Origin of the sequence: Roseinatronobacter alkalisoli (genome assembly GCF_028745735.1) — a bacterium.
GTDB lineage: Bacteria > Pseudomonadota > Alphaproteobacteria > Rhodobacterales > Rhodobacteraceae > Roseinatronobacter > Roseinatronobacter alkalisoli.
On sequence record NZ_JAQZSM010000010.1, the window covers coordinates 1 to 22652 of the forward strand.

The window sequence follows — 22652 nt, forward strand, 5'->3', positions numbered from 1 at the left end:
TTCGGGAAGTAAGGCGCCAAACGCGATATCTGCGCATCGCTTAACCAGAAAAGATCAGACATATCACCGCTCCGTTTTCGGGCGGTGAATCACGATGCACGCATGAAATCAATGGGTCCTGACCCTAGCGCCGTGTGAAGTTTGAAGGGTCTGTAAAGACTGATGCCAGTCAAGGTAAAATATGCCGACCCAGTAGGTGAAAAATCAAAGTTCCCGCCTTCATCAAGAAAAATGTATAACGAAGGAAGTTCTTGTGGCGCCACAGTGACGTTTGAATTTATTTCCATTTATCAAATATATTCCAATTAGATTTAGCAGCTGAATTTTGCTTATAGGTCTTCAACCATCACCACACCCCCAAGCGATTTCACTGCGCCCTTGATCTGTGGTGTTATCGCGAAATTCAGCCCTGTATCGATATCGATTTCGCGCGCCCTGGCCAGATCGGCCACGCAGAAACGCACTGGCCCCTGACCGCGCGCCGCCTGTGCCTGCCCCTGTCCCAGCAACTTGGCGACCATTTCAATCGCGGCGGCGTTTTCAACATGAATACGCAGCCCCGCACCGCCTGCGTCGGCCACAACAGAATCAATCGGCTGGATACCCCGCGCGAGCAGTTTGAGGGTTTCAGCTTCCATCGTCGCCTCTACCGTCAGAACGACATTCTGGCCGGTTTCAAGATATTGGCGTCCTGCTTCCAGCGTGTCAGAAAACACCGTCACTTCATAAAGCCCGGTCGTGTCTGACAGCTGAACAAAGGCAAAGCGGTTTCCACGCGCGGATTTACGTTCCTGCCGACCGGACACGGCACCCGCTATCCTTGCCACGAAAGCGCCGCCAGCGGCTTTCTTTTCGACCTCGGCCAAGGTCATGACCTGTTTGCGTTTCAATGCCGCCACGTAATCGTCCAGCGGATGGCCGGACAGATAGAAACCAATGGCCTGATGTTCATGTGCCAACCGTTCAGTCGGCAACCAGTCATCGCATTGTGACAGGCGGGGTTCGGGAATATCTGCGCCCGCTTCACCAAACAGCGACACCTGATTGGATGCCCGCGCGTCATGGATTGCTGCGGAATAGCTGACCAGCCCGTCAAGACTGTCAAACACCCGCCTGCGGTTGCGGTCAAGCTGATCAAACGCCCCGGCCCGCGCCAGCATTTCCAGCGCGCGTTTGCCCACGCGCTTCAGGTCCACACGGCGCGCAAGGTCGAACAGCGTGGCGAAGGGTTTATCGCCACGCCCGTCCACGATCAGGCCCATCGCATCCAGACCCACATTCTTGAGCGCGCCAAGCCCATAGACCAGCGCACCGTCCTGCACATCAAAGCGCGCGCGCGACCGGTTGACACAAGGCGGCACCACAGTAATGCCCATCCGGTCCACTTCGCGCTTATAAACAGCGAGTTTTTCCGTCAGGTGGATATCGCAGTTCATCACACCGGCCATGAATTCAACCGGGTAATTCGCCTTAAGAAAGGCTGTCTGATAGCTGACCACGGCATAGGCCGCCGCGTGGGACTTGTTGAAGCCGTAATTGGCGAATTTCTCCAGCAGGTCGAAAACCTCGCCTGCTTTTTTTTCGTTCACCCCGTTTGCCACAGCGCCTTTGACAAATTTCGGGCGCTCCTTGGCCATTTCCTCGGCGATCTTCTTGCCCATAGCGCGGCGCAACAGGTCAGCGCCACCAAGCGAATACCCCGCCATGACCTGTGCGATCTGCATCACCTGTTCCTGATAAACGATGATGCCCTGCGTTTCTTCGAGGATGAAATCAATCGAGGGGTGGATCGATTCCAGCGGCTTCAAACCGTTCTTCACCTCGCAATAGGTGGGAATATTTTCCATCGGGCCGGGACGATACAACGCCACCAGCGCCACGATATCTTCGATACAAGTGGGCTTCATGCGCCGCAGCGCATCCATCATGCCCGAACTTTCCACCTGAAACACGGCCACTGTGCGGGCGCTGGCATAAAGTTTGTAGGTCGCGTCATCATCCAGCGGAATGGCCGATATATCCAGATCGACGCCACGCCGTTTCAACAGATCAACCGCGTTCTGAATGACCGTCAGGGTTTTCAGGCCCAGAAAGTCGAACTTGACCAGCCCAGCCTGTTCCACCCATTTCATATTGAACTGCGTGGCAGGCATGTTCGATTTGGAATCGCGGTAAAGTGGCACCAGTTCATCCAGGGGGCGGTCCCCGATCACCACCCCCGCCGCATGGGTAGAGGCATTGCGCAGCAAGCCTTCGACCTGTTGGGCATAGGTCAGCAGCCGGTCCACCACTTCTTCGGTTCTGGCGGCTTCGCGCAGGCGCGGTTCATCGGCCAGCGCCTTTTCAATGCTGACGGGCTTCACCCCTTCCACCGGGATCATCTTGGACAGTTTGTCCACCTGACCAAACGGCAGTTGCAAAACGCGCCCCACATCACGCACCGCCGCCTTGGACAGCAGCGCGCCGAAAGTGATGATCTGGCCCACCTTGTCATCGCCGTATTTGTTCTGGGTGTAGCGGATGACCTCTTCGCGGCGGTCCATGCAGAAATCGATATCGAAATCCGGCATGGACACACGTTCGGGGTTCAGAAACCGTTCAAACAGCAATTGATAGCGCAGCGGGTCCAGATCAGTGATGGTCAGCGCATAGGCAACCAGACTGCCCGCACCCGACCCCCGCCCCGGACCCACCGGAATGCCGTTATCCTTGGCCCATTTGATAAAATCGGCAACAATCAGGAAATACCCGGGAAAACCCATCCCTTCGATGATGCCCAGTTCAAACTCCAGCCGTTTTTCATATTCCGCGACCGGGGCAGCATGGGGAATGACAGCAAGGCGCGCGGCCAGCCCTTCCTTTGCCTGACGGCGCAGTTCCTGCACCTCGTCATCGGCAAAGCGTGGCAATATGGGCGCGCGCATTTCGGCCTTATAGGCGCAGCGCCGCGCGATTTCGACAGTGTTTTCCAGCGCTTCCGGCAGATCGGCAAACAGGGCCGCCATTTCTTCGGGGGATTTCAGGTAATGCTGGGGCGTCAGGCGGCGGCGGGGGGCGGCCTGATCAACATAAGATCCCTCCTTGATGCACAAAAGCGCGTCATGGGCCTCGTACATCTTGGTTTTGGGGAAATAAACGTCGTTGGTGGCGACCAGCGGCAGGCCCAACTCATAGGCCATTTCCACGAACGGGCGTTCAGTCACGCGCTCCGCTTCCATCATCTGGCCGTCTTCGCCCGCGTGGCGCTGCAATTCGACATATAGCCGATCCGGATAGGTGGCGGCCAGTCGTTCCATCAACGCACGCGCCTTTGACAGCTGATTGGTCTGGATCAGCTTGCCGACCGCGCCTTCCGCCCCGCCGGACAGGCAGATCAGCCCTTCGGCATGCTGTTCCAACTCTTCCAGCGTCACCTGTGGCACGGGCCTGTCCTTCGGCAGATACAGGCAGGAGTTCAGCTTCATCAGGCTCATATATCCGGCCTCGGACTGCGCCAGCAGCACCACCGGGGCGGGCATGCGCAGCTTTTCACCGGGGGCGGGCGGGTCATAGGCAACCGAAATCTGGCACCCCAGAATGGGCTGCACGCCCGCGCCCGATGCCAGCACCGAAAATTCCAGCGCGGCAAACATGTTGTCCGTGTCGGTCACTGCAATTGCGGGAATACCCTGCGCGGCGCAATCCTTGACCAGCTTTTTCAGCGGCAAGGCCCCTTCCAGCAAGGAATATTCGGTATGTGTGCGCAGATGAATAAAACGGGGAGTCTGTGTCATGGGTCCACCATAGGGGCGCGGGCGTCGCCCTTCAATTGCAACGGCAGGCCAGCGGCCACGAAAACAACCCGGCTGGCAAGGGCGGCCATGCGCTGGTTCAGCAGACCCGCTTCATCGCGGAACCTGCGGGCAAGGGCATTCTCGGGCACAATGCCAAGACCAACTTCATTAGATACCAGCCAGACCGGCGCCTTGCACGCGGCAAGCACGGCTTCCAGCCCCGCAATCTGGTCGCGCAGGTCATGCGCAGCCAGCAGGTGGTTTGTCAGCCAAAGGGTCAGACAATCCACCAGAACCGGTTCACCATCCGGCAGATTTGTCAGGCGATGGGCCAGATCAAGCGGCGCTTCATGCGTGTGCCAGCCCGCCGCGCGGCGGTCCTGATGGTGCCGGATACGGTCGCGCATTTCGTTATCAAACGCCTGCGCTGTGGCGATGTAGTGCCAGGGCGCGGGCAGCGCGGTGATGTCGCGTTCGGCAAAAGCGCTTTTGCCGGACCGCGCGCCGCCAAGGATCAGGGTAAGGTCATGTTGCATCTGTGAACACCTGCGCGGAAAACGTGATCCATTGGCCAAAGGGCAGGTCCGACTGCCATGCACCATCGCCCATGATCAGACTGCGTGCGCATTTTATGACCCCATGGTGGGTGACGACAAGGGTTGCGGGGGCCGCGTGGTCACGCAGTGCCGCAAGCGCGCGCACACGCAGTGCCGCCACGCTTTCGCCCCCATGCGGGCGCGCATGCAGCACATCACCGGCCCATGCATCAAGCTGCGCGCGCGGAATATCATTCCATGGCTGGCCTTCCCATGTGCCGAAATCCATTTCGCTCAGCCGGGGGTCGACGGACAGGGGAATCGCCCGCGCATCCGCCACATGCCGGGCCAGTCGCAGGCAGCGCATCAAGGGCGAAGAGACAACCCGCAACACATCAGGCAGCGTGTCGACCAAGGTTTGCGCCGCGTCTGCAAAGCATGGCGCAAGGTCCGGATCGCTGCGCCCATAGCAAATGCCGGGTGCCATATCGGGCCGCGTGTGGCGCAGCAGGATCATAGCCATGCCGCAACCCCGACGAGGCAGGTTGTGGCCGCAATGACCTGCGCCGCGCCAAGCGTATCACCGGTGTCGCCCCCCAGTTTGCGCCGCGCGACCCGCAACCAGAACGCAGACACGCCCCCGCTGATGAAAACAGCCACCAGCAATGCCGGAGCCGGAACGCGCAGCACCAGTCCCAGACCGAGGGCACATAAAACCGCGCCCAGCGTCAGCACCAGTCCAAACACGCCCAAGGGGCGGTCTAGCCCTGTCCCTGCCCCGCTGACCCGCAGATACCGCCCTTGCCCAAGGGCCAGCGCCATGACAGATCGACTGAAAACATGCGCAAGCACCAGCGCGCCCATGGCCCGGTCCAGCGGCATCAACGCCAGACAGGCCGCTTGCAGCGCCAGCGCCATGATCAATGCAAGAACGCCGTAACTGCCAATGCGGCTGTCGCGCATGATATCAAGGGCACGTTCCGCCGTGCGCCCGCCGCCCATACCATCGGCGGCATCGGCCAGCCCGTCTTCGTGCAGCGCCCCGGTCAGCAGCAGCATCGCGCCCAGCGTCAGCAGAACCGCAATCCCCTGTGGCAGGACCTGCGCCGCCAGCCACAGAATGGCAGCAGCCAGCACCCCCAACACCAGACCAACGATTCCAAACCAGCGCGGAATACGCGCCCAGCGATCCGCGCTGTAGGTTTCCGCATGCCCTGCGGGAAGGCGGCTCAGGAATTGCAGGGCCAGGGCACATTCGGCCAGATTGTTGCGTATATGGGCCATTGCGTCAGCCTGTGCTGACACCGGCGCTTTCGAAACTGGCCATGTCACACAGCATCGCTGACGCAGCCCTGACAAGGGGCCAGGCCAGCACTGCGCCTGTGCCCTCGCCCAGCCGCATATCCAGATCCAGCAATGGCGACGCGCCCAGCCACTCCAGCGCCGCGCGATGTCCCGCTTCCTGCGAGCAGTGGCAGAAAATCATCGCAGGCCGGATATGCGGGGCACGCGCCAGTGCCGCCGCAGCCGCAGCCGTCGCGATGAACCCGTCGACCAGCACCAGCCGCCCGGTTTCTGCGGCTTCCTGCATTGCGCCTGCCATCATGACAATTTCAAAACCGCCATATTCAGCCAATATGGCATCGGGCGTCATGTCCTGCGGGCAGCGCGCCGCGGCCTGTTCCAGAATGCGGCGTTTATGCGCCAGCGCTGCATCATCAACACCGGTTCCCCGACCCACAAGACCATGCAGGTCCAGACCGGAAAGTTTGTGCAACAACATGCTGGCCGATGCCGTATTCGCGATGCCCATTTCCCCGAACGCAAGCGCATCTGCGGTGGTTTTGCGTGCAATCTCTGCGCCATGCGCAAGCGCATTTGCCAGTTGGTCGCGGGTCATCGCAGGGCCGTTCAGAAAACTGGCACTACCCGCAGCGATCCGATGCGACAACAGATCCGGGTGCGCAATGGGCGCACCCGCGATACCGGCATCCACGACCTGCACAGGCACGTTCTGGGTCGCCGCAAAAACATTCGCCGCTGCGCCGCCCGCAAGGAAATTCAGCACCATTTGCGCGGTCACTTCCTGCGGATAGGCGGACACACCTTCATGGGCAATGCCATGATCGGCGGCAAAAATCGTCAGGATGCAGCTTTCGACACGTGGCGTCAGGCTATTGCGGAACGCGGCAATCTGCGCGGCAAGCGTTTCGATCCGCCCCAAGGCACCGACGGGTTTGGTTTTGGTGTCAATCGCATGCTGGATTTCAGCAGGGCCAAGGCGATGGGTCTGGTCGGTCATGGGCGTCCTGATCTGGTTGGCAAAGGATGATGCGGCAGCCAAGCCTGCAAAAGCGCGGCCCCGCCAGATTTCCAGCCATGACAGTAAAGCGCAGCCCATCATGATGCAATCTGAAAGCAGGGGCGCGGGCTATTGCAGGAATGCTGCCTTGCCACATGAAGCCGCTGCATTTCCGGTTAAGGGTTTTCAACATGGATCAGCGCTGTTTCGCGCCGCAAACCGGTTGCGTCTACCGGTTCCGACTGCGGTCTAGCCAACCTCTGCGCGCTGCAATAGCTGGGCATTCACAGTGGCGGTGAAATCACTCAACGAGAAGGGTTTTGCCAGAAATACCGAATTGTCGATCCGCGCCTGCGCGGCAGAGCGGCTGTCTTCGGCATAACCGGAGATGAATATGACCGGTGTGTCCGGGTATTTTGCCCTGATTTTCTTCACCCATCCTGGCCCGTCAATGCCCGGCATGATGACGTCCGTCACAAATAGATCAGGACAAATATCGTCATCGGCCAGAATTTGCAGCGCAGCCTCGCCGGATTCCGCTTCCAGCACGCGGTAGCCCTGAAGCTGCAATGCCCGCGCCGCAAACGACCGCACCGGGGCCTCATCCTCTACCAGCAGAACAAGGCTGCGGCGTTTGCCCGGTTGTGCGGCCATGACCGTCCTGGCCTGCGCGGGCCTTGGGGTGATTGTCGCGGCGTGCTGCGGTTTGAAATACAACCGGACCGTTGTTCCGGCCCCTTCTTCACTGTCGATGAAGATGAATCCGCCCATTTGCTTGACCAGACCATAAACCGTGGACAAACCCAGCCCGGTCCCTTCACCCAACCGCTTGGTTGTGAAAAAAGGTTCAAACAGTTTCGACAGGTTGGCCCTGGGAATACCCTGTCCCTTGTCGCGCACCTCAATAACGGCGTAATCACCGGGCGGAAGCGTGACCTGATCACGGCAAAGCCCGTCCGGCAAGGAGTGAATCGCGGTTTCGATCACCACTTCGCCGCCCTGCGGCATGGAATCCCGCGCGTTCACGACCAGATTGACCAATATCTGTTCGAACTGCCGACGGTCCGACCGGATGGCAATCTGCTGATCCGCATAACGCAGGGTCAACGCAAATTTAGCGCCCAGAAGCCGGTTCAGCAGATGCACCAGTTCTGCCAGCGCCACCTGCAGGTCCAGCGTCTCAAACTGCAAGGTCTGTTTGCGCGAAAACGCCAGTAACTGCCGCACCAGTGCCGCCGCCCGGTTGGTGTTTTGCTGGATCTGCATCAGGTCCGGGTAATCCACATCGCTGCTGTCATGGCGCATGAGGATCAGTTCACAATGCCCGGAAATCGCCGTCAGGAGGTTGTTGAAATCATGGGCAACACCACCAGCAAGCTGACCGATGGCCTGCATTTTCTGACTTTGGGTGAATTTCGCTTCCAAGGATTTCAACTCCGTCGCGTCGTTCATGACAGCAAGCGTAAATCCGGCCGGGCCATGTGCAAGTTCGCGCAGCGATACCTGAATATAGGTTTCAACCCCGTGCCGGACCAGCCGCATGACTTCCGTGCTGCGTTTCAGACGGCCTGAACGGACATCTTCCATCCATTCGGCAATGGGCCTGCCCAATCCTTCCAGCCGGTCGCTGAACAAGACCTGTTCATGGATGTTGATATGCAAAAGACGTCGCGCTTCCCTGTTGGCGAAGGCGATCGTGCCATCCGGGGCGATATGGGCAATGGCGACAGGCAGTTGGTTCAGCGCGGCATCGCTGTCGGGCGGCGCGGTTCCCGCAGGTTGCACGGGAAGAAAGAAAACCGCTTCATTCCCGTCCGGTTCCGGCATGCGGCAGGCAAGCCGGTCTGCCCCTGTATGGGTCAGTTGCACAAGTGATGCCCGGTTCATATCGGGCAGATCAGACGCAACAATGTCACCAATCTGATCTGGTCGCATATCAAGACGAGAGTCGAGCGTGGGCGAAATGGACAGAATTTTTCCCGCCTGATTTAACCGCGCCCATTCCAGACATAGTTCAGCCGGTTCATTCACGGCGCTGGTGCATGCGATACGCCACAGAAAATCGCCGCCCTCCATCAGGACAACTTCGACATTATACGGATGCGCGCCAATACTCAGGCTACGCGACGCATTCCCCCGCGCGCTTGCCTGATCATGCAATCGCGCAATGAAGCTGTCCACCCTGGCGCAATAATCATCCAGCAGCGGCGCCAGATCAGGCCCGGCACCAAAACGCGCGCGGGCGCTGTTATTTCGCCACAGGATGCGACTGTCCCGCGATGACACCAGAAAACAGGACGCGGCAGAATTATCCAGAAGCCCCTGAACGGCCGTCACTTCGTGGCGGCGCAACGCGCTGAACACCATCTGGCACACCCGGAGAAGCCCTGCGACGATGACGAAGGACACACCTGTTGCTGCGCCCGCCATCGCAATGGCACCACCGGCGAACAGCAGCATGGCCCCGACGGCTGCCACCCCCCCTGCAAGCGCAAGATAAAGCAGATGACGGGGGTGAATCTCGGACACAAAATGCATTTTCTTCTTACATGTTGACAGGCATTGCGCACGGCATGCCCCGAAACGGTAACCTGAGCGCAAATGTGACACAGCGCCCTTTAGAAATGGTTAACGCAGCTTCCCCATGAAGTAACCTTTGGCGAAATATGTGTGGGGTATTTCAGCCGCAGTGTTGCAGCACAGCCAGAAAAAAGCCGTCACCCCCGTCCAGCGGGGTAAATTGCTGTTGCGAAACAAGCCGGAATGCCGGTTCGCGGTCCAGAAATCGCGTAATCTGCTGGGTGTTTTCCGACATCAGCAGGGAACAGGTCATATAACCCAGCACCCCGCCGGGCCGCAGATGGTCCGGTGCCTTGTCCAGTATGTCAGCCTGAACCTGCAACAGGGAATTCAGCATCGCACGGTTCATAGTCCATTTTCCAGCGGGCGCACGCCGCCAGCTTCCGGAACCGGAGCAGGGCACATCCAGCACTACAAGGTCGAACCGCCCCTGCGGCGCATGTGTCATATCGATGGTAACACCAGCGCGCCCGGCGCGTGCTGGAATATCCTTCATGCGGGCCGGGTCTGCGTCATGCGCGGTGACCTGCGCACCGCGCGCCGCAAGTGCCAGCGCCTTGCCGCCGCCACCGGCGCAATAATCCAGCACATCTGCGCCGTCCGGTATAGGAAGCGCCTGAATGACCGCCTGTGACGCGGCATCCTGCAATTCAACCAGCCCATCCATAAATGCGCTTGATTGCCGCACGCGGCGGGCATTTTCGGTCACTTCCAGCGCCGTTTCAGCAAGGGGGTGAGGCCGTGTGCCAATCCCCTCCTGTGCAAGGCGCGCCGCAGCGGTGGCGCGGGTGCCACGCGCCAGATTGACCCGCAGAAAAACCGGTGCGCGGTGCTGCAACGCCTGCAGGACGGGGCGGAACTGATCGTCCAGACTGACCTGCAGGTCCGGCGCAATCCAGTCCGGGCAATCAAGCGCAACATTATCGGGCATGGGCGACACTGCCGGAAGGGACTCGTCGGGCAATAGCGGGGATGGTGCATATCCCTGCCCGGTGAAAACTGTTTCCGGGTCCATACCCCTGGCCCGCAGCAGACCAAGCACCAGCCCCCGCCCGGTTTCCGCCCCGCCGACATGGGCAAAGGATCGTTTGCACCGCAGGCAGTCAAAAACATGGTCGCGAATGGCCGCACGGTCCCCGGACCCTGCAAAACGGTTGCCCCTTGCCCAGGTGGTCAGGGCCTGTTCGGCAGCTGCGCCATTCAGAATATGCTCCAGAATATCAATTGCGGCTTGCAGACGTGCGGCGGGGGTCATCGTGATCCTCTGGAAAACACTGGTTGATGCGCCATAGCAAGTCTGCGGTCGCTTGACCAGAACGCCCCACAAGCCCATGCGCAAGGCCCCTGACACCAGTCAGGGGCCGACAGGGCGGGCGGGTGGGGCGCATGGGCTTGTGGGGTCGCACCCTCACAACCTTAGCTGTCAGGCGCTGGCGGTATGGAATAGGTCAGTGATGCGCGCGCAACCGGGTTCTCCATCCCTTCGGAATAGATCAGACAGTCCCCGACGGCCAGCGCCCGCCCCAGTTTCAGAATGCGCGCCTGACAGACCAGATCAACGCCTGATGCGGGTTTGCGCATGAAATCGATTGAACAATTCGTGGTCACACTCAGGGCTTTTGGCCCGACCATGGACAGGATCGCCAGATAGACAGACACATCAGCCAGCGCAAACATGGCAGGGCCGGAAACGGTTCCGCCCGGTCGCAGATGGCGTTCATCATGCAACAGGCGCACGGTTACCCTGTCCCGCCCGACATCATCGATGGCGAACATTCCGGCCACTTGCCGGAATTCGGTTTTCAGAAATTCCGTCAGCGTTTCGCGGTTCATTTTCATGTCCGTCCCCTGTTCCGATTGACTTTTGCCGACACCCCTGCGCCGCTATAGTCTGCGCAGCACGGGAGGAATGACAAGATGAGCGATGCAATTGTCCGATGTGACGTCACGGCAGGGGTGGCGCGGGTCACGCTGAATTCACCCGGGAACCTGAATGCCCTGTCGGACGCGATGCTGGCCGCACTTTCAGCGCAGCTTGAAGCGCTGTCGCAACAAAATACCGTCAAGGCCATCATCCTGCGTGGCGCGGGCAAGGTATTCTGCGCCGGTCATGACCTGAAGGAAATGCAGGCCGGGCGGGCGGCACCGGACAAGGGTGCTGCCTATTTCGCGGATCTGTTCGCGCGCTGTGCGGCCCTGATGCAGATGATCCCCGCGCTGCCGCAACCCGTGATTGCCGAGGTTCACGGCATTGCCACTGCCGCAGGCTGCCAACTGGTTGCAAGCTGCGACATGGCCGTGGCAGCCGAGGGCACAAGGTTCGGGGTGAATGGGGTGAATATCGGCCTGTTCTGTTCTACGCCCATGGTGGCGCTGACCCGCAATATTCCGCGCAAACTGGCGTTTGAAATGCTGACAACCGGTCAGTTCATCGACGCCACGCGCGCCGCGGAACTGGGTCTGGTCAACCGTGTCGTGGCCGCGCACCAACTGGAATCCGAGACAGCGGCGCTTGCACAGACAGTGGCCGCGAAACTGGGGGATGCGGTGAAAACCGGCAAACAGGCGTTTTATGCGCAGGCTGAAATGTCGCTGGCCGACGCCTATGCCCATGCCGGGCGGGTCATGGTGGAAAACATGCTGTGGCGCGACACGGATGAAGGGATTTCCGCCTTTCTGGAAAAGCGAAAACCCGACTGGGCGCAGTAACCCGTCGCGTCTGGGGCGGCCCTCATGCAGAAGGCCGCCCCTGAAATATCAGTTTACAATCGCGGCTTCCGTTGCGGCGCGGATTTCGTCTTCGGTGACGCCGTCAGCAGTCTCGATGATTTTCAGGCCACCCTCGACCACATCCAGAACACCCAGATTGGTGATGATGCGCTTGACCACGCCCTGCGCGGTCAACGGCAGGGTGCAGGCTTTCAGCAGTTTGGATTCGCCCGCTTTGTTGGTGTGATCCATCACCACCACAATACGTTCCACCCCAGCTACCAGGTCCATCGCCCCGCCCATGCCCTTGACCAGCTTGCCCGGAATCATCCAATTTGCAATGTCACCGTTTTCGGCAACCTCCATTGCACCAAGGATGGCCATGTTGATCTTGCCGCCGCGGATCATGGCAAATGATTCAGCACTGTCGAAATAGGCAGTATGCGGCAATGCTGTCACGGTCTGCTTGCCTGCGTTGATCAGGTCTGCATCGACGTCTTCTTCGGTCGGGAAAGGGCCGATGCCCAGCATCCCGTTTTCCGATTGCAGGGTCACTGTCACACCTTCGGGGATATAATTCGCCACCAGCGTCGGAATCCCGATGCCAAGGTTCACATACATCCCGTCCTGCAATTCCTGCGCCGCGCGGGCGGCCATCTGGTTGCGGTCCCAAGCCATGTTGCGTTCCCCCTTATGCCGCACGCGTGGTGCGTTGTTCGATGCGTTTTTCGTGTTCACCCTGAATCATGCGATGGACATAAATGCCCGGCAGGTGAACATGATCGGGATCGAGGGTGCCGGGTTCGACAATCTCCTCAACTTCCAGAACACAGAACTTGCCGCATTTGGCCGCCGGCGGGTTGAAATTGCGGGCCGTCTTGCGGAAAATCGCGTTGCCGGTGGTGTCCGCCTTCCATGCTTTGACGATGGAAAGATCAGCCATGATGCCGCGTTCCAGAATGAAGGTTTCGCCACCGAATTCCTTGTGTTCCTTGCCTTCGGCAATCTGGGTGCCAACGCCGGTGCGCGTGTAGAAGCCGGGAATACCCGCGCCGCCTGCGCGCATGCGTTCGGCCAGCGTGCCTTGCGGGTTGAATTCCAGTTCCAACTCCCCCGACAGGTACTGGCGCATGAATTCAGCGTTTTCCCCCACATAGGAGGACATCATTTTCCGGACCTGGCGGGTTTTCAGCAGCACACCAAGGCCAAAATCATCCACGCCCGCATTGTTGGATGCGATGGTCAGATCTTTGGTGCCGGCGGCCCGTATGGCGTCAATCAGCAGTTCAGGAATGCCACACAGGCCAAATCCACCTGCCGCAATTGTCATCCCGTCGAATAACAGCCCGTCCAAGGCCTCTGCGGCAGTGCCGTAGACTTTCTTCATTGCTTCACTCCCTTCATTCCTGATCTGGACCAAACTGATGGCGTGACCCTGAGATTAAGTCAATCTTTGTGCAACCTGCTAGCGTGATGACATCATGCCGTGCTGCTTGATTTTGCGGATTTCTTTTTTGGGCTGGCTTTCTTAGCGGCAGGCTTTTTCGCGGGCGCTTTTTTGGACGCCGCAGCTTTTCTGGCCTTGGGCTTGGCGGTGGCCTTGGCATTGACCAGTTCAACCGCCTGATCGAAGGTTATGGTGTCAGGGTCCATATCCTTGGGCAGGGTCGCATTCACCTTGTCCCATTTCACATAAGGACCATAGCGCCCCTTCATCACGGCCAGTTCCCCACCATCGGGATGCGCGCCCAGCGTTTTCAGTGGTTCCGCCGCAGTGCGCCCGCGTGTCTGCTTGGCGGCCAGCACTTCGACCGCACGATTCATGCCAATGGTGAACACTTCGTCCACTTCGGGCAGGTTGGCGTATTTCTTGCCGTGTTTGACAAACGGGCCATAACGCCCGATCCCGGCCTCGATCAACTCGCCATCTTCGGGGTGGGGGCCGACCGGACGCGGCAGGGCCAGAAGCATCAGCGCACGTTCCAGATCAATGCTATCCACTTCCCACCCTTTGGGCAGCGATGCGCGGGGCGGCTTGGGGATGTCTGTCGTTGCCTCTCCGCGCTGGACATAGGGACCGAACCGCCCGGTGCGCAGCGAAATCGGATCGCCCGCGTCATGGCCCAGCAACTTGCCATCCCCCGAAAGTTCGGCATTCCCGTCATCTTCGCCTGCAAGCGGGCGGGTATAGCGGCATTCAGGGTAGTTGTTGCACCCGATGAATGCGCCGCCGGACCGCGCGGTTTTCAGGTTCAGCCGCCCTGAACCACATTTCGGACAAGACCGCGGGTCACTGCCATCCTCGCGCAGCGGATACAGGTGCGGTGCCAGAACTTCGTCTATCTTTTCAAGAACTTCGGTTATACGAAGTTCAGATGTTTCCGCAATTGCGGCGGAGAAATCACGCCAGAAACGCGACAGAACTTCCTTGTAGTCGCGTTCACCGGCGGACACATCGTCAAGCTGTTCTTCCAGCGCTGCGGTGAAATCATATTCCAGGTAACGCTTGAAATAATTGACAAGGAAGATGGTCACCAACCGGCCCTTGTCCTGCGCGATCAGGCGGTTCTTGTCCTTGATGACATAGCCACGATCCTGAATCGTGGTGACAATGCTGGCATAGGTGGACGGACGGCCGATGCCCAGTTCTTCCATCCGCTTGACAAGCGTGGCTTCGGTATAGCGCGGCGGGGGTTGGGTGAAATGCTGTTCCGGTGTGACGCTGCGCTTGCCCAGCGAGTCGCCCTGCGCAAGCTGCGGCAGGCGCTTGTCATCATCATCCACAACATCGTCGCGGCCTTCTTCATAGACTTTCAGAAACCCGTCAAACAGCACAACCTGACCTGTGGCGCGCAGGCCCACTTGCTCGTCACGGCTGCCGATATCCACAGTGGTGCGTTCCAGACGCGCGGCTTCCATCTGGCAGGCGATGGTGCGTTTCCAGATCAGGTCATACAGTTTGCGCTGGTCGGCATCGGCAATCTTCAACCGGTCGGGACTGATGGACATGTCCGTGGGGCGGATACATTCATGCGCTTCCTGCGCATTCTTGGCCTTGTTTTTATACATGCGCGGGGATTTCGGAACATATTCCGTCCCAAAGCGGTCCTTGATGACATCGCGCGTGGCCATCACGGCCTCTGGTGCCATGTCGATACCGTCTGTCCGCATATATGTGATATGACCCGCTTCATACAGGCGCTGCGCGGTGGACATGCAGTGCTTTGCCCCCATGCCGAATTTGCGGCTGGCTTCCTGTTGCAGGGTTGATGTCATGAAAGGGGCCGAAGGGTTGCGGCTGCCGGGTTTTGCCTCGACCGAGGTGACCGTCAGATCGCGCGACTGCACGGCCTGCACGGCGATTTCCGCAGCTTCCGATGTCGCAAGGTCGAACTTGTCCAGACGCTTGCCCGCAAGGCTGATCAGCTTCGCGCTGAAATCCTGCCCGCGCGGGGTGGTCAGACCGGCGGTCACACTCCAGTATTCCTGGCTGCGGAAGGCCTCGATCTCCATCTCGCGTTCGACAATCAGGCGCAGGCACACCGATTGCACCCGCCCCGCCGATTTGGCACCCGGCAATTTGCGCCAAAGCACGGGCGACAGGTTGAACCCAACCAGATAGTCCAGCGCGCGCCGCGCCAGATAGGCGCGCACCAGTGGCATGTCCACTTCGCGCGGGTTCTTCATGGCTTCGGTCACGGCGGTTTTCGTGATCGCGTTGAAGACTACGCGCTTGACAGAGGTGGTTTTCTTGATGGCCCGCGATTTTTCCAGCGCTTCGGTCAGGTGCCAGCTGATCGCTTCACCTTCGCGGTCGGGGTCAGTTGCCAGGATCAGTTCATTGTCGGTTTTCAGGGCTTCGGCAATGGCCTTCACATGTTTGCGGGAATCACTGGCAACTTCCCATTTCATGTCGAAATCATGCTCTGGATCGACCGATCCATCCTTTGGCGGCAGGTCGCGAACATGCCCGTAAGACGCAAGAACCGTGAATCCCGGCCCCAGATATTTGTTTATTGTCTTGGCCTTGGCGGGCGATTCGACGACGACGACTGCCATTAAATTCCTCGGTTATTTCATGCACTGGCGGGGTTGCACCGGCTGGCCTTAATGTGAGGGCGAGGGGGGGAATGTCAATGCAGCGGGACTCAAGAGCACAAGTTTGCGCTAAACTGCGACACGGGCAGACCCGTCATATTGCCCGCAAACGCGCGCAATGGCCCGCAATATCAGTGATGGGTTTGCGGCCTGCTGACCAGTCCGCCGGGGTGGCGCTGCACCACGCCTTGCAACTCCAGCGTGACCAGCGCCGGTGAAATCTGTGCCGCCGACATCTGCAGATCGCGGATCAGCTGATCTTCGGCAGTGGGGGTCGGGCCAAGCAGGGCGAGGATGCGGGCATCCAATTCATGCGGGGCGGTGCCCGTTGGTGAATTCGTGCGGGCTCCGCTGTCTGCCCGCCGCTTTGCGGTCTTGTCCTGCGTCACGGGCTTGTCCTTGGCCACCATCGCTGGCGGCTCATCGCGCAACCGCTGCAGAACTTCCAGAATGTCATCGACATGGCGCACAAGTGTTGCGCCATCGCGAATGAGGCGGTTGCAGCCACCCGCACGCCCATCAACCGGATGCCCCGGCACAGCCATGATTTCACGCCCCTGATCCAGCGCATCGCGCGCCGTGATCAGCGTGCCGGATTTTTCGGCGGCTTCCACGACGATCACGGCGAGCGCCAGACCGGATATGATGCGGTTGCGGGGCGGGAAATGGCGTGCCTGCGGGTAAAGGCCCATGGGCATTTCGGACAGGCGCAGCCCCTGATCGGCAATGGCAGCGGCAAGAACCGTGTTTTCCGTGGGATAAATCACATCAACCCCGCCACCCATAACCGCGATCGTGCCGGTTTTCAGACTGGCGTGATGGGCGGCGGCATCAACCCCGCGGGCCAGACCGGACACTATCGTATAGCCTTCATGCCCCAACCCTTCGGCCAGGGTCCGGGCCATGCGCGTTCCCAGGCTGGACGCATTGCGCGCGCCCACAAGGGCAACCATCGGCTGCAGGATGGGTCCGCGCCTGCCCATGCACCATAGAACCGGGGGCGGATCGCTGATGCTGGCCAGCGTTGCGGGATATGCTTCTGTGCCATAGCACAACATGCGCGCACCCTTGGCACGGGCAAGGTCAATCTCAGCGCGGGCCTTATCGATGGAAAAGGGCGCATAGGTATCAACCCCGGCAGCCTGCGCGATTTTCGGCAGGGCATCCAGCGCGGCGTCGGCGGTGCCATGTTCCGCCATCAGCCGAAAGAATGTCGTCGGCCCGACACGCGCAGATCGAATGAGGCGAAGCCAGGACAGCCTGTCTTCTTCCTTCGTGGGTGGGGTGAAGGGTGGGTGAGAAGAAAACAAATCTTTCGCCATCCGTATAACCTCGCCTCATTCTTGCCTCAATTTGCACAGCGATGGTTAAAACATGGTAAAGATTCGCAGCGATGCGGGTATGTTTTTCAAAATATCCGAATTTTCACATCGCACTGCCGCCAACGGTCAACCCGCCTATCATCAATGTCGGCTGGCCCACGCCGACGGGCACCCATTGCCCCGCCTTGCCACAGGTGCCCATGCCGGGATCAAGTGCCATGTCATTGCCGATCGCACGAATTTTGGTCAGCGCGGTCGCACCATCCCCGATAAGCGTGGCGCCTTTGACCGGGGCGCCGACCTTGCCATCCTTCACGCGGTACGCCTCTGTGCAGGAAAAGACGAATTTGCCATTGGTGATATCCACCTGCCCGCCGCCGAAACCGACTGCGTAAATTCCGTCCTTCAGGCCAGCCAGAATTTCGTCAGGGGTTGCATCGCCACCCTGCATATAGGTGTTTGTCATCCGTGGCATTGGCGCATGGGCATAGGATTCGCGCCGCCCGTTTCCGGTGGGGGCCACGCCCATCAGGCGGGCATTCTGGCGGTCCTGCATATAACCCACCAGCACGCCATCCTGAATAAGGACATTGCGTGCGCCCGGCGTACCTTCGTCGTCAATTGTGATGGAACCGCGCCGGTCCGGAAGGGTGCCGTCATCCAGCACGGTAACCCCTTTTGACGCAATCTGCTTGCCCATCAGCCCCGCAAAGGCCGAACTGCCCTTGCGGTTGAAATCCCCTTCCAGCCCGTGGCCAATGGCTTCATGCAGCAATATGCCGGGCCAGCCCGGGCCAAGCACCACATCCATCACACCAGCGGGCGCAGGTTCAGCGCGCAGGTTGACCAATGCAATACGCAGCGCTTCACGCGCCATGGCCTGCCAGACATCGCGCGCCATCACGCCATCCAGCCCCGCGCGCCCGCCACCACCGGCACTGCCCGACTCTCGCCGGCCGTCCTGTTCCACGATAACCGATATGTTCAACCTGCTCATGGGGCGGGTATCGCGCAGGCGCTGGCCTTCGGGGCGCAGAATCTCCACTTGCTGCAAGGATGCGGCCATCGACACCGAAACCTGAACAACACGCGCATCGGATGCGCGCAGAAAATCATCAATCTCGCGCAGCAGGTCCAGCTTGACGGAAAATGCCGCACCGGAAATCGGGTCTGCATCGGTATAGCGCCGCTGGTTGGTGGGGCTGGGCGCATCGGCAAGCATGCCACCCCCACCCCCTACAGCCAGGCGCGCGGTCTGCGCGGCACGGCGCAGGGCGTCCATGGTCATATGGGTAGAATGGGCGTAACCCGTTACCTCGCCATGAACGGCACGCAGGCCAAAGCCTTCGGCAGCATTATAACTGGCGGATTTCACGCGCTGGTCATCCAGAAGCAAGGATTCCGAAACGCGGCGCTCCAGAAATATTTCACCGTCATCGGCACCGGCTGTGGCATCTTGTAGCACCCTCAGCGCCTGCGCTTCGTCAAGCATGGTGTCAAAGGGGCGGAAATCTGTATCACTCATGTATATTTTGCCTTCTGTTCAGCGGGATGCCGCGCTGCGGCGCAGTCTGACATAGTGTCGTTGATCTGGATCAAAAACGACATTCTGTCGCATCGTTTTGCTTGTTCTATGTTCTGGAATATGATTTTACAAAGGCAAACCTCAATGGGATTCCGCGGCATGCCGTAATTGCGGATGTGCCAAGGCAAGCGGCAAGATCGCCGCATAGAAGAACGGGAAAAGAAATATGCGCCTTTTCAAAGCCATAACGCCAATGCTCGCTGCGCTTCTTTCGGTTGCTGCCGTAACAAAAGCTGCGGCCGACGACCTGTTGCCGCAGCTGCCGGTTCTTGGTGCGCCTGAACAGGACGGGATAGCGCTTCAGACCCCTTTCACCGCACTGGCGCGTGAAGTCCAGTTTCTGGACAACCTGTTGTTATGGATCATTGTTCCGATCACGATTTTCGTAACTGGTCTGATGATCTGGGTCATTGTGTTTCACAACCGCCGTGCAAACCCGGAACCTGCACGTTTCACCCATAACACGCCGATTGAAATTGCTTGGACCGTCGTGCCCGCGCTGATCTTGCTGTTTATCGCGCTGTTCACATTTCCCGCGCTGCGCCATCAGCAAATCATGCCCGAAGCGGATGTGACCATCAAGGTAACCGGCTTTCAGTGGTACTGGGGCTATGAATATGTCGATCATGACATCGAATTTTCGCAGTTCATACTGGAGCGCGATGAACTGGCCGACTATGGCTATACGGATGATCTGTATCTTCTGGCGACTGACACCGCGATGGTTGTTCCCGTCAACAAGAACATCGTTTTGCAGGTAACCGCCGCTGATGTGATCCATGCCTGGGCCATGCCCGCCTTTGGCGTGAAACAGGATGGTGTTCCGGGGCGTCTGGCCGAACTGTGGTTTAATGCCGAGGAAGAAGGCATTTATTTCGGCCAGTGTTCAGAACTTTGCGGTATTTCACATGCCTATATGCCGATCACAGTGAAAGTGGTCAGCGAAGAGGAATACATCGCATGGCTGGAACGTCAGGGCGCGGAATTTGCAGATGCGCCGCGCGCTGCGCAGCCTGTTCAGATCGCGACGTCGAACTAAATCAAGCAATGTCCGGGGCCAGCCGCGCCGGACAGCCACACCCCATCAGGTGAAGCAAATGACCGATATCCGTGCCGATATCAGCTATAGCGACGAAAAAGAGGCCCGTTTCAGCGACTATGTGGCGTTGCTGAAGCCGCGTGTCATGTCGCTTGTCGTGTTCACGGCACTGGTTGGTCTGATTGTTGCGCCGGGCGCATTGCACCCGATCGAGGCATTGGCCGCGATTATCTTCATTGCGCTGGGTGGCGGGGCTTCCGGCGCACTAAACATGTGGTGGGATGCCGATATCGACCGCGTGATGAAACGCACATCCGGGCGTCCGGTGCCCGCTGGCCGCGTTGCCGCAGGCGAAGCCATGGCGCTGGGTTTCGCGTTGTCGGGCATTTCGGTCATCATGCTGTGGCTGGCGACGAATGCGCTGGCGGGGGCGCTGCTGGCGTTTACCATCTTCTTCTATGCCGTGATTTACACGATGTGGCTGAAGCGCGCTACGCCGCAGAATATTGTCATTGGCGGTGCCGCTGGTGCCTTCCCCCCGATGATCGGCTGGGTCGCGGTGACAGGCAGCATCAGCATTGAAGCCTGCCTTATGTTCATGCTGATCTTCATGTGGACGCCGCCGCATTTCTGGGCCTTGGCGCTGTTCATGAAAAGCGACTACCACAAGGCCAATGTGCCCATGCTGACAGTCACTCACGGGCGCAAGGTCACGCGGGCGCATATCCTTGTCTACACTGTCGCGCTGATCCCGTTTGCGCTGGCGGCAGGGTTTACATCTATCGGCGGGCCGGCCTATCTGCTGCTGTCGCTGGCGCTGAATGCAGTTTTCCTGCAAGGCGCATGGGCCATATGGCGCCGCACCGAGCTTCAGGCCGAAGCGGACGGATATGCCGTTGAAAAACGTGTGTTCCGCTTTTCGCTGGCCTATCTGTTTCTGCATTTCGGGGCGTTCCTTGCCGAAGCTGCCCTGTCGCGCCTGCCTGCCTATGCCGAATTCGCCGCAAGCTTCAAAATACTGGAACTGTTCTGATGGCCATTACCCGCGAACACGAACTGCATAAGCGCCGGTCCGGGCGCAATGTCGGGCTGGCGCTGGTACTGGTAGCTTTTATCGTGCTGGTATTCGGGCTGACTATCGCCAAGGTGCAAAGCGGGGCAAGCCTGCAGGCCTATGACCACAGTTACAGACCTTCCCTTGATCCGGACAATGTAAGGTATCCGCAACGATGATCACATTCTGGAACCGGATGACTGGCATACAGAAAACCACCGTGCAAACCGTTGGCGTGGTGCTGTTCATGGGGGCAATGGGTTGGGCGGCCGTGCCCCTTTATGACCTGTTCTGTCGCGTGACTGGCTATGGCGGCACCACAAACACCGCCACCGCATCAACCGGTGTTGTCCTTGACCAGACGATGCGCGTGCGCTTCGACGCATCCGTGGCGCGCAATTTCCCGTGGCAGTTCAAACCCGTAGACCGGGTTGCGGAAATCCGCATTGGTGAAGTCGGCCTTGCATTCTACGAAGCATATAACCCCACCGACAAACCCATCGCCGGGGCGGCAAGTTACAACGTCAGCCCCTATGAAGCAGGCCGTTATTTTACCAAGATCGACTGCTTCTGCTTCGAGTTGCAGGTTTTGCAGCCCGGCGAATCGGTGCTGATGCCGGTGACCTATTTCGTTGATCCAGACATTCTGGATGACCGCGACGCGCACGGGACGCATACGATCACGCTGTCCTATACTTTCCACGCAACGGATATTCCGGCGGATTACGTCACCCCGGAACCCGCAATGACAAACTGAACTCGCGCACAAGACCGAGCAATACGAGGGAACTTTCACAATGGCGCATGAGAAAAACCACGATTATCACATTCTGCCGCCGTCAATCTGGCCATTCGTGGGGGCCGTTTCCGGCTTCGTGATGCTGTTTGGCGCCGTCATGTGGATGCAGGACAATGGCCCATGGATGTTCCTGATGGGGCTTGTGGGCGTGCTGTACGTCATGTTCGAATGGTGGAAGAACATTGTGATCGAAAGCCATTCCGGCGACCATACACCGGTCGTCGTGATCGGCCTGCGCTACGGGTTTATTCTGTTCATCATTTCGGAAGTGATGTTCTTTGCAGCATGGTTCTGGAGCTTCTTCAAGCATGCGCTGTATCCCATGCACCCCGAAGGACTTAGCCCCGCTGTGGATGGCACGTGGCCCCCTGCCGGTATCGAAACATTCGACCCCTGGCACCTGCCCCTGATCAACACGCTTATCCTGCTGTTGTCGGGCTGCGCCGCGACCTGGGCACACCATGCGCTGGTGCATGGCGGCAAACGCGATGACGTGAAAATGGGGCTGTGGATTGCGGTTGGTCTGGGCGTGATCTTCACCTTCCTGCAAGCCTATGAATACACCCATGCGGGCTTTGGCTTTGCGGGCAATATCTATGGCGCCAACTTCTTCATGGCGACAGGGTTCCACGGCTTCCATGTTATCGTCGGCACCATCTTTCTGGCGATTTGCCTGATGCGTGTTTATGCGGGCCATTTCACCGCCGAACGCCATGTGGGCTTTGAAGCGGCCGCATGGTACTGGCATTTCGTCGATGTGGTCTGGCTGTTCCTGTTTGCGTCGATCTATGTCTGGGGGGCCTAGGCGCGTTTAACGCGCCAGCCAGAACAATCACAAAGCGCGGGCCGAAAGGC

19 protein-coding genes are annotated in these 22652 nt (G+C 59.2%); 6 read left to right on the forward strand and 13 right to left on the reverse strand.

What is annotated here, in order from left to right:
• Positions 1 to 329: 329 nt before the first annotated feature.
• From dnaE to PUT78_RS11825, 8 genes are all read right to left on the reverse strand, one after another.
• Complete coding sequence (gene dnaE, locus PUT78_RS11790; RefSeq protein WP_274352467.1) at positions 330 to 3773, reverse strand: DNA polymerase III subunit alpha; 3444 nt, start codon at positions 3771 to 3773, stop codon at positions 330 to 332.
• Positions 3770 to 4309 (reverse strand): bifunctional adenosylcobinamide kinase/adenosylcobinamide-phosphate guanylyltransferase, encoded by a 540-nt coding sequence (cobU, locus tag PUT78_RS11795; RefSeq protein WP_274352468.1) that lies wholly within the window; start codon positions 4307 to 4309, stop codon positions 3770 to 3772. The genes dnaE and cobU overlap by 4 nt, the downstream gene beginning before the upstream one ends.
• The gene (locus tag PUT78_RS11800) at positions 4299 to 4832 is read right to left on the reverse strand and encodes a histidine phosphatase family protein (protein WP_274352469.1); all 534 of its coding nucleotides are present in this window, start codon (positions 4830 to 4832) and stop codon (positions 4299 to 4301) included. The genes cobU and PUT78_RS11800 overlap by 11 nt, the downstream gene beginning before the upstream one ends.
• Positions 4823 to 5593 carry an adenosylcobinamide-GDP ribazoletransferase gene (locus PUT78_RS11805; RefSeq protein ID WP_274352470.1) on the reverse strand — a complete coding sequence of 257 codons (771 nt, stop codon included), beginning with the start codon at positions 5591 to 5593 and terminating at the stop codon, positions 4823 to 4825. Before PUT78_RS11805 ends, PUT78_RS11800 begins: the two co-directional genes overlap by 10 nt.
• A 4-nt stretch (positions 5594 to 5597) precedes the next feature.
• On the reverse strand, positions 5598 to 6713 hold the full coding sequence (cobT, locus tag PUT78_RS11810; RefSeq protein WP_274352471.1) for a nicotinate-nucleotide--dimethylbenzimidazole phosphoribosyltransferase: 1116 nt from the start codon (positions 6711 to 6713) through the stop codon (positions 5598 to 5600).
• 147 nt (positions 6714 to 6860) lie between these two features.
• Positions 6861 to 9140 carry a hybrid sensor histidine kinase/response regulator gene (locus tag PUT78_RS11815; RefSeq protein WP_274352472.1) on the reverse strand — a complete coding sequence of 760 codons (2280 nt, stop codon included), beginning with the start codon at positions 9138 to 9140 and terminating at the stop codon, positions 6861 to 6863.
• Between the two features lie 151 nt (positions 9141 to 9291).
• Entirely contained in the window at positions 9292 to 10446 is a 1155-nt protein-coding gene (locus PUT78_RS11820; RefSeq protein WP_274352473.1) for an RsmB/NOP family class I SAM-dependent RNA methyltransferase, read from the reverse strand.
• 161 nt (positions 10447 to 10607) lie between these two features.
• On the reverse strand, positions 10608 to 11024 hold the full coding sequence (locus tag PUT78_RS11825; RefSeq protein WP_274352598.1) for a PaaI family thioesterase: 417 nt from the start codon (positions 11022 to 11024) through the stop codon (positions 10608 to 10610).
• An 84-nt stretch (positions 11025 to 11108) separates the two neighbouring features.
• On the opposite strand from PUT78_RS11825, the gene PUT78_RS11830 reads away from it, so the two are divergent.
• Positions 11109 to 11900, forward strand: coding sequence for an enoyl-CoA hydratase (locus PUT78_RS11830; protein WP_274352474.1), 792 nt, complete (start codon positions 11109 to 11111; stop codon positions 11898 to 11900).
• Positions 11901 to 11948: 48 nt separating this feature from the next.
• On the opposite strand, the gene PUT78_RS11835 is transcribed toward PUT78_RS11830, so the two are convergent.
• The 5 genes from PUT78_RS11835 to tldD all read right to left on the reverse strand — a co-directional run bounded on the left by PUT78_RS11835 (position 11949) and on the right by tldD (position 18845).
• Entirely contained in the window at positions 11949 to 12578 is a 630-nt protein-coding gene (locus PUT78_RS11835; RefSeq protein WP_274352475.1) for a CoA transferase subunit B, read from the reverse strand.
• Between the two features lie 13 nt (positions 12579 to 12591).
• Positions 12592 to 13287 (reverse strand): CoA transferase subunit A, encoded by a 696-nt coding sequence (locus PUT78_RS11840; protein ID WP_274352476.1) that lies wholly within the window; start codon positions 13285 to 13287, stop codon positions 12592 to 12594.
• Positions 13288 to 13379: 92 nt separating this feature from the next.
• Entirely contained in the window at positions 13380 to 15959 is a 2580-nt protein-coding gene (gene topA / locus PUT78_RS11845; RefSeq protein WP_274352477.1) for a type I DNA topoisomerase, read from the reverse strand.
• Positions 15960 to 16129: 170 nt separating this feature from the next.
• A complete protein-coding gene (dprA, locus tag PUT78_RS11850) occupies positions 16130 to 17320 on the reverse strand; it encodes a DNA-processing protein DprA (RefSeq protein WP_274352478.1) in 1191 nt (396 codons plus the stop codon).
• 103 nt (positions 17321 to 17423) lie between these two features.
• The gene (gene tldD / locus PUT78_RS11855) at positions 17424 to 18845 is read right to left on the reverse strand and encodes a metalloprotease TldD (RefSeq protein ID WP_274352479.1); all 1422 of its coding nucleotides are present in this window, start codon (positions 18843 to 18845) and stop codon (positions 17424 to 17426) included.
• A gap of 226 nt (positions 18846 to 19071) precedes the next feature.
• Between tldD and coxB the strand changes: the two genes are divergently transcribed.
• From coxB to PUT78_RS11880, 5 genes are read left to right on the forward strand one after another with little or no spacing between them, the layout of a single operon-like run.
• A complete protein-coding gene (coxB, locus tag PUT78_RS11860; RefSeq protein ID WP_274352480.1) occupies positions 19072 to 19944 on the forward strand; it encodes a cytochrome c oxidase subunit II in 873 nt (290 codons plus the stop codon).
• Between the two features lie 58 nt (positions 19945 to 20002).
• Positions 20003 to 20977, forward strand: coding sequence for a heme o synthase (gene cyoE / locus PUT78_RS11865; RefSeq protein WP_274352481.1), 975 nt, complete (start codon positions 20003 to 20005; stop codon positions 20975 to 20977).
• Positions 20977 to 21177, forward strand: a complete 201-nt coding sequence (locus tag PUT78_RS11870; protein WP_274352482.1) for a hypothetical protein — start codon at positions 20977 to 20979, stop codon at positions 21175 to 21177. The genes cyoE and PUT78_RS11870 overlap by 1 nt, the downstream gene beginning before the upstream one ends.
• Positions 21174 to 21755, forward strand: a complete 582-nt coding sequence (locus tag PUT78_RS11875; RefSeq protein WP_274352483.1) for a cytochrome c oxidase assembly protein — start codon at positions 21174 to 21176, stop codon at positions 21753 to 21755. Before PUT78_RS11870 ends, PUT78_RS11875 begins: the two co-directional genes overlap by 4 nt.
• A 40-nt stretch (positions 21756 to 21795) precedes the next feature.
• Positions 21796 to 22602 (forward strand): cytochrome c oxidase subunit 3, encoded by an 807-nt coding sequence (locus PUT78_RS11880; protein ID WP_274352484.1) that lies wholly within the window; start codon positions 21796 to 21798, stop codon positions 22600 to 22602.
• Positions 22603 to 22652: the final 50 nt, after the last annotated feature.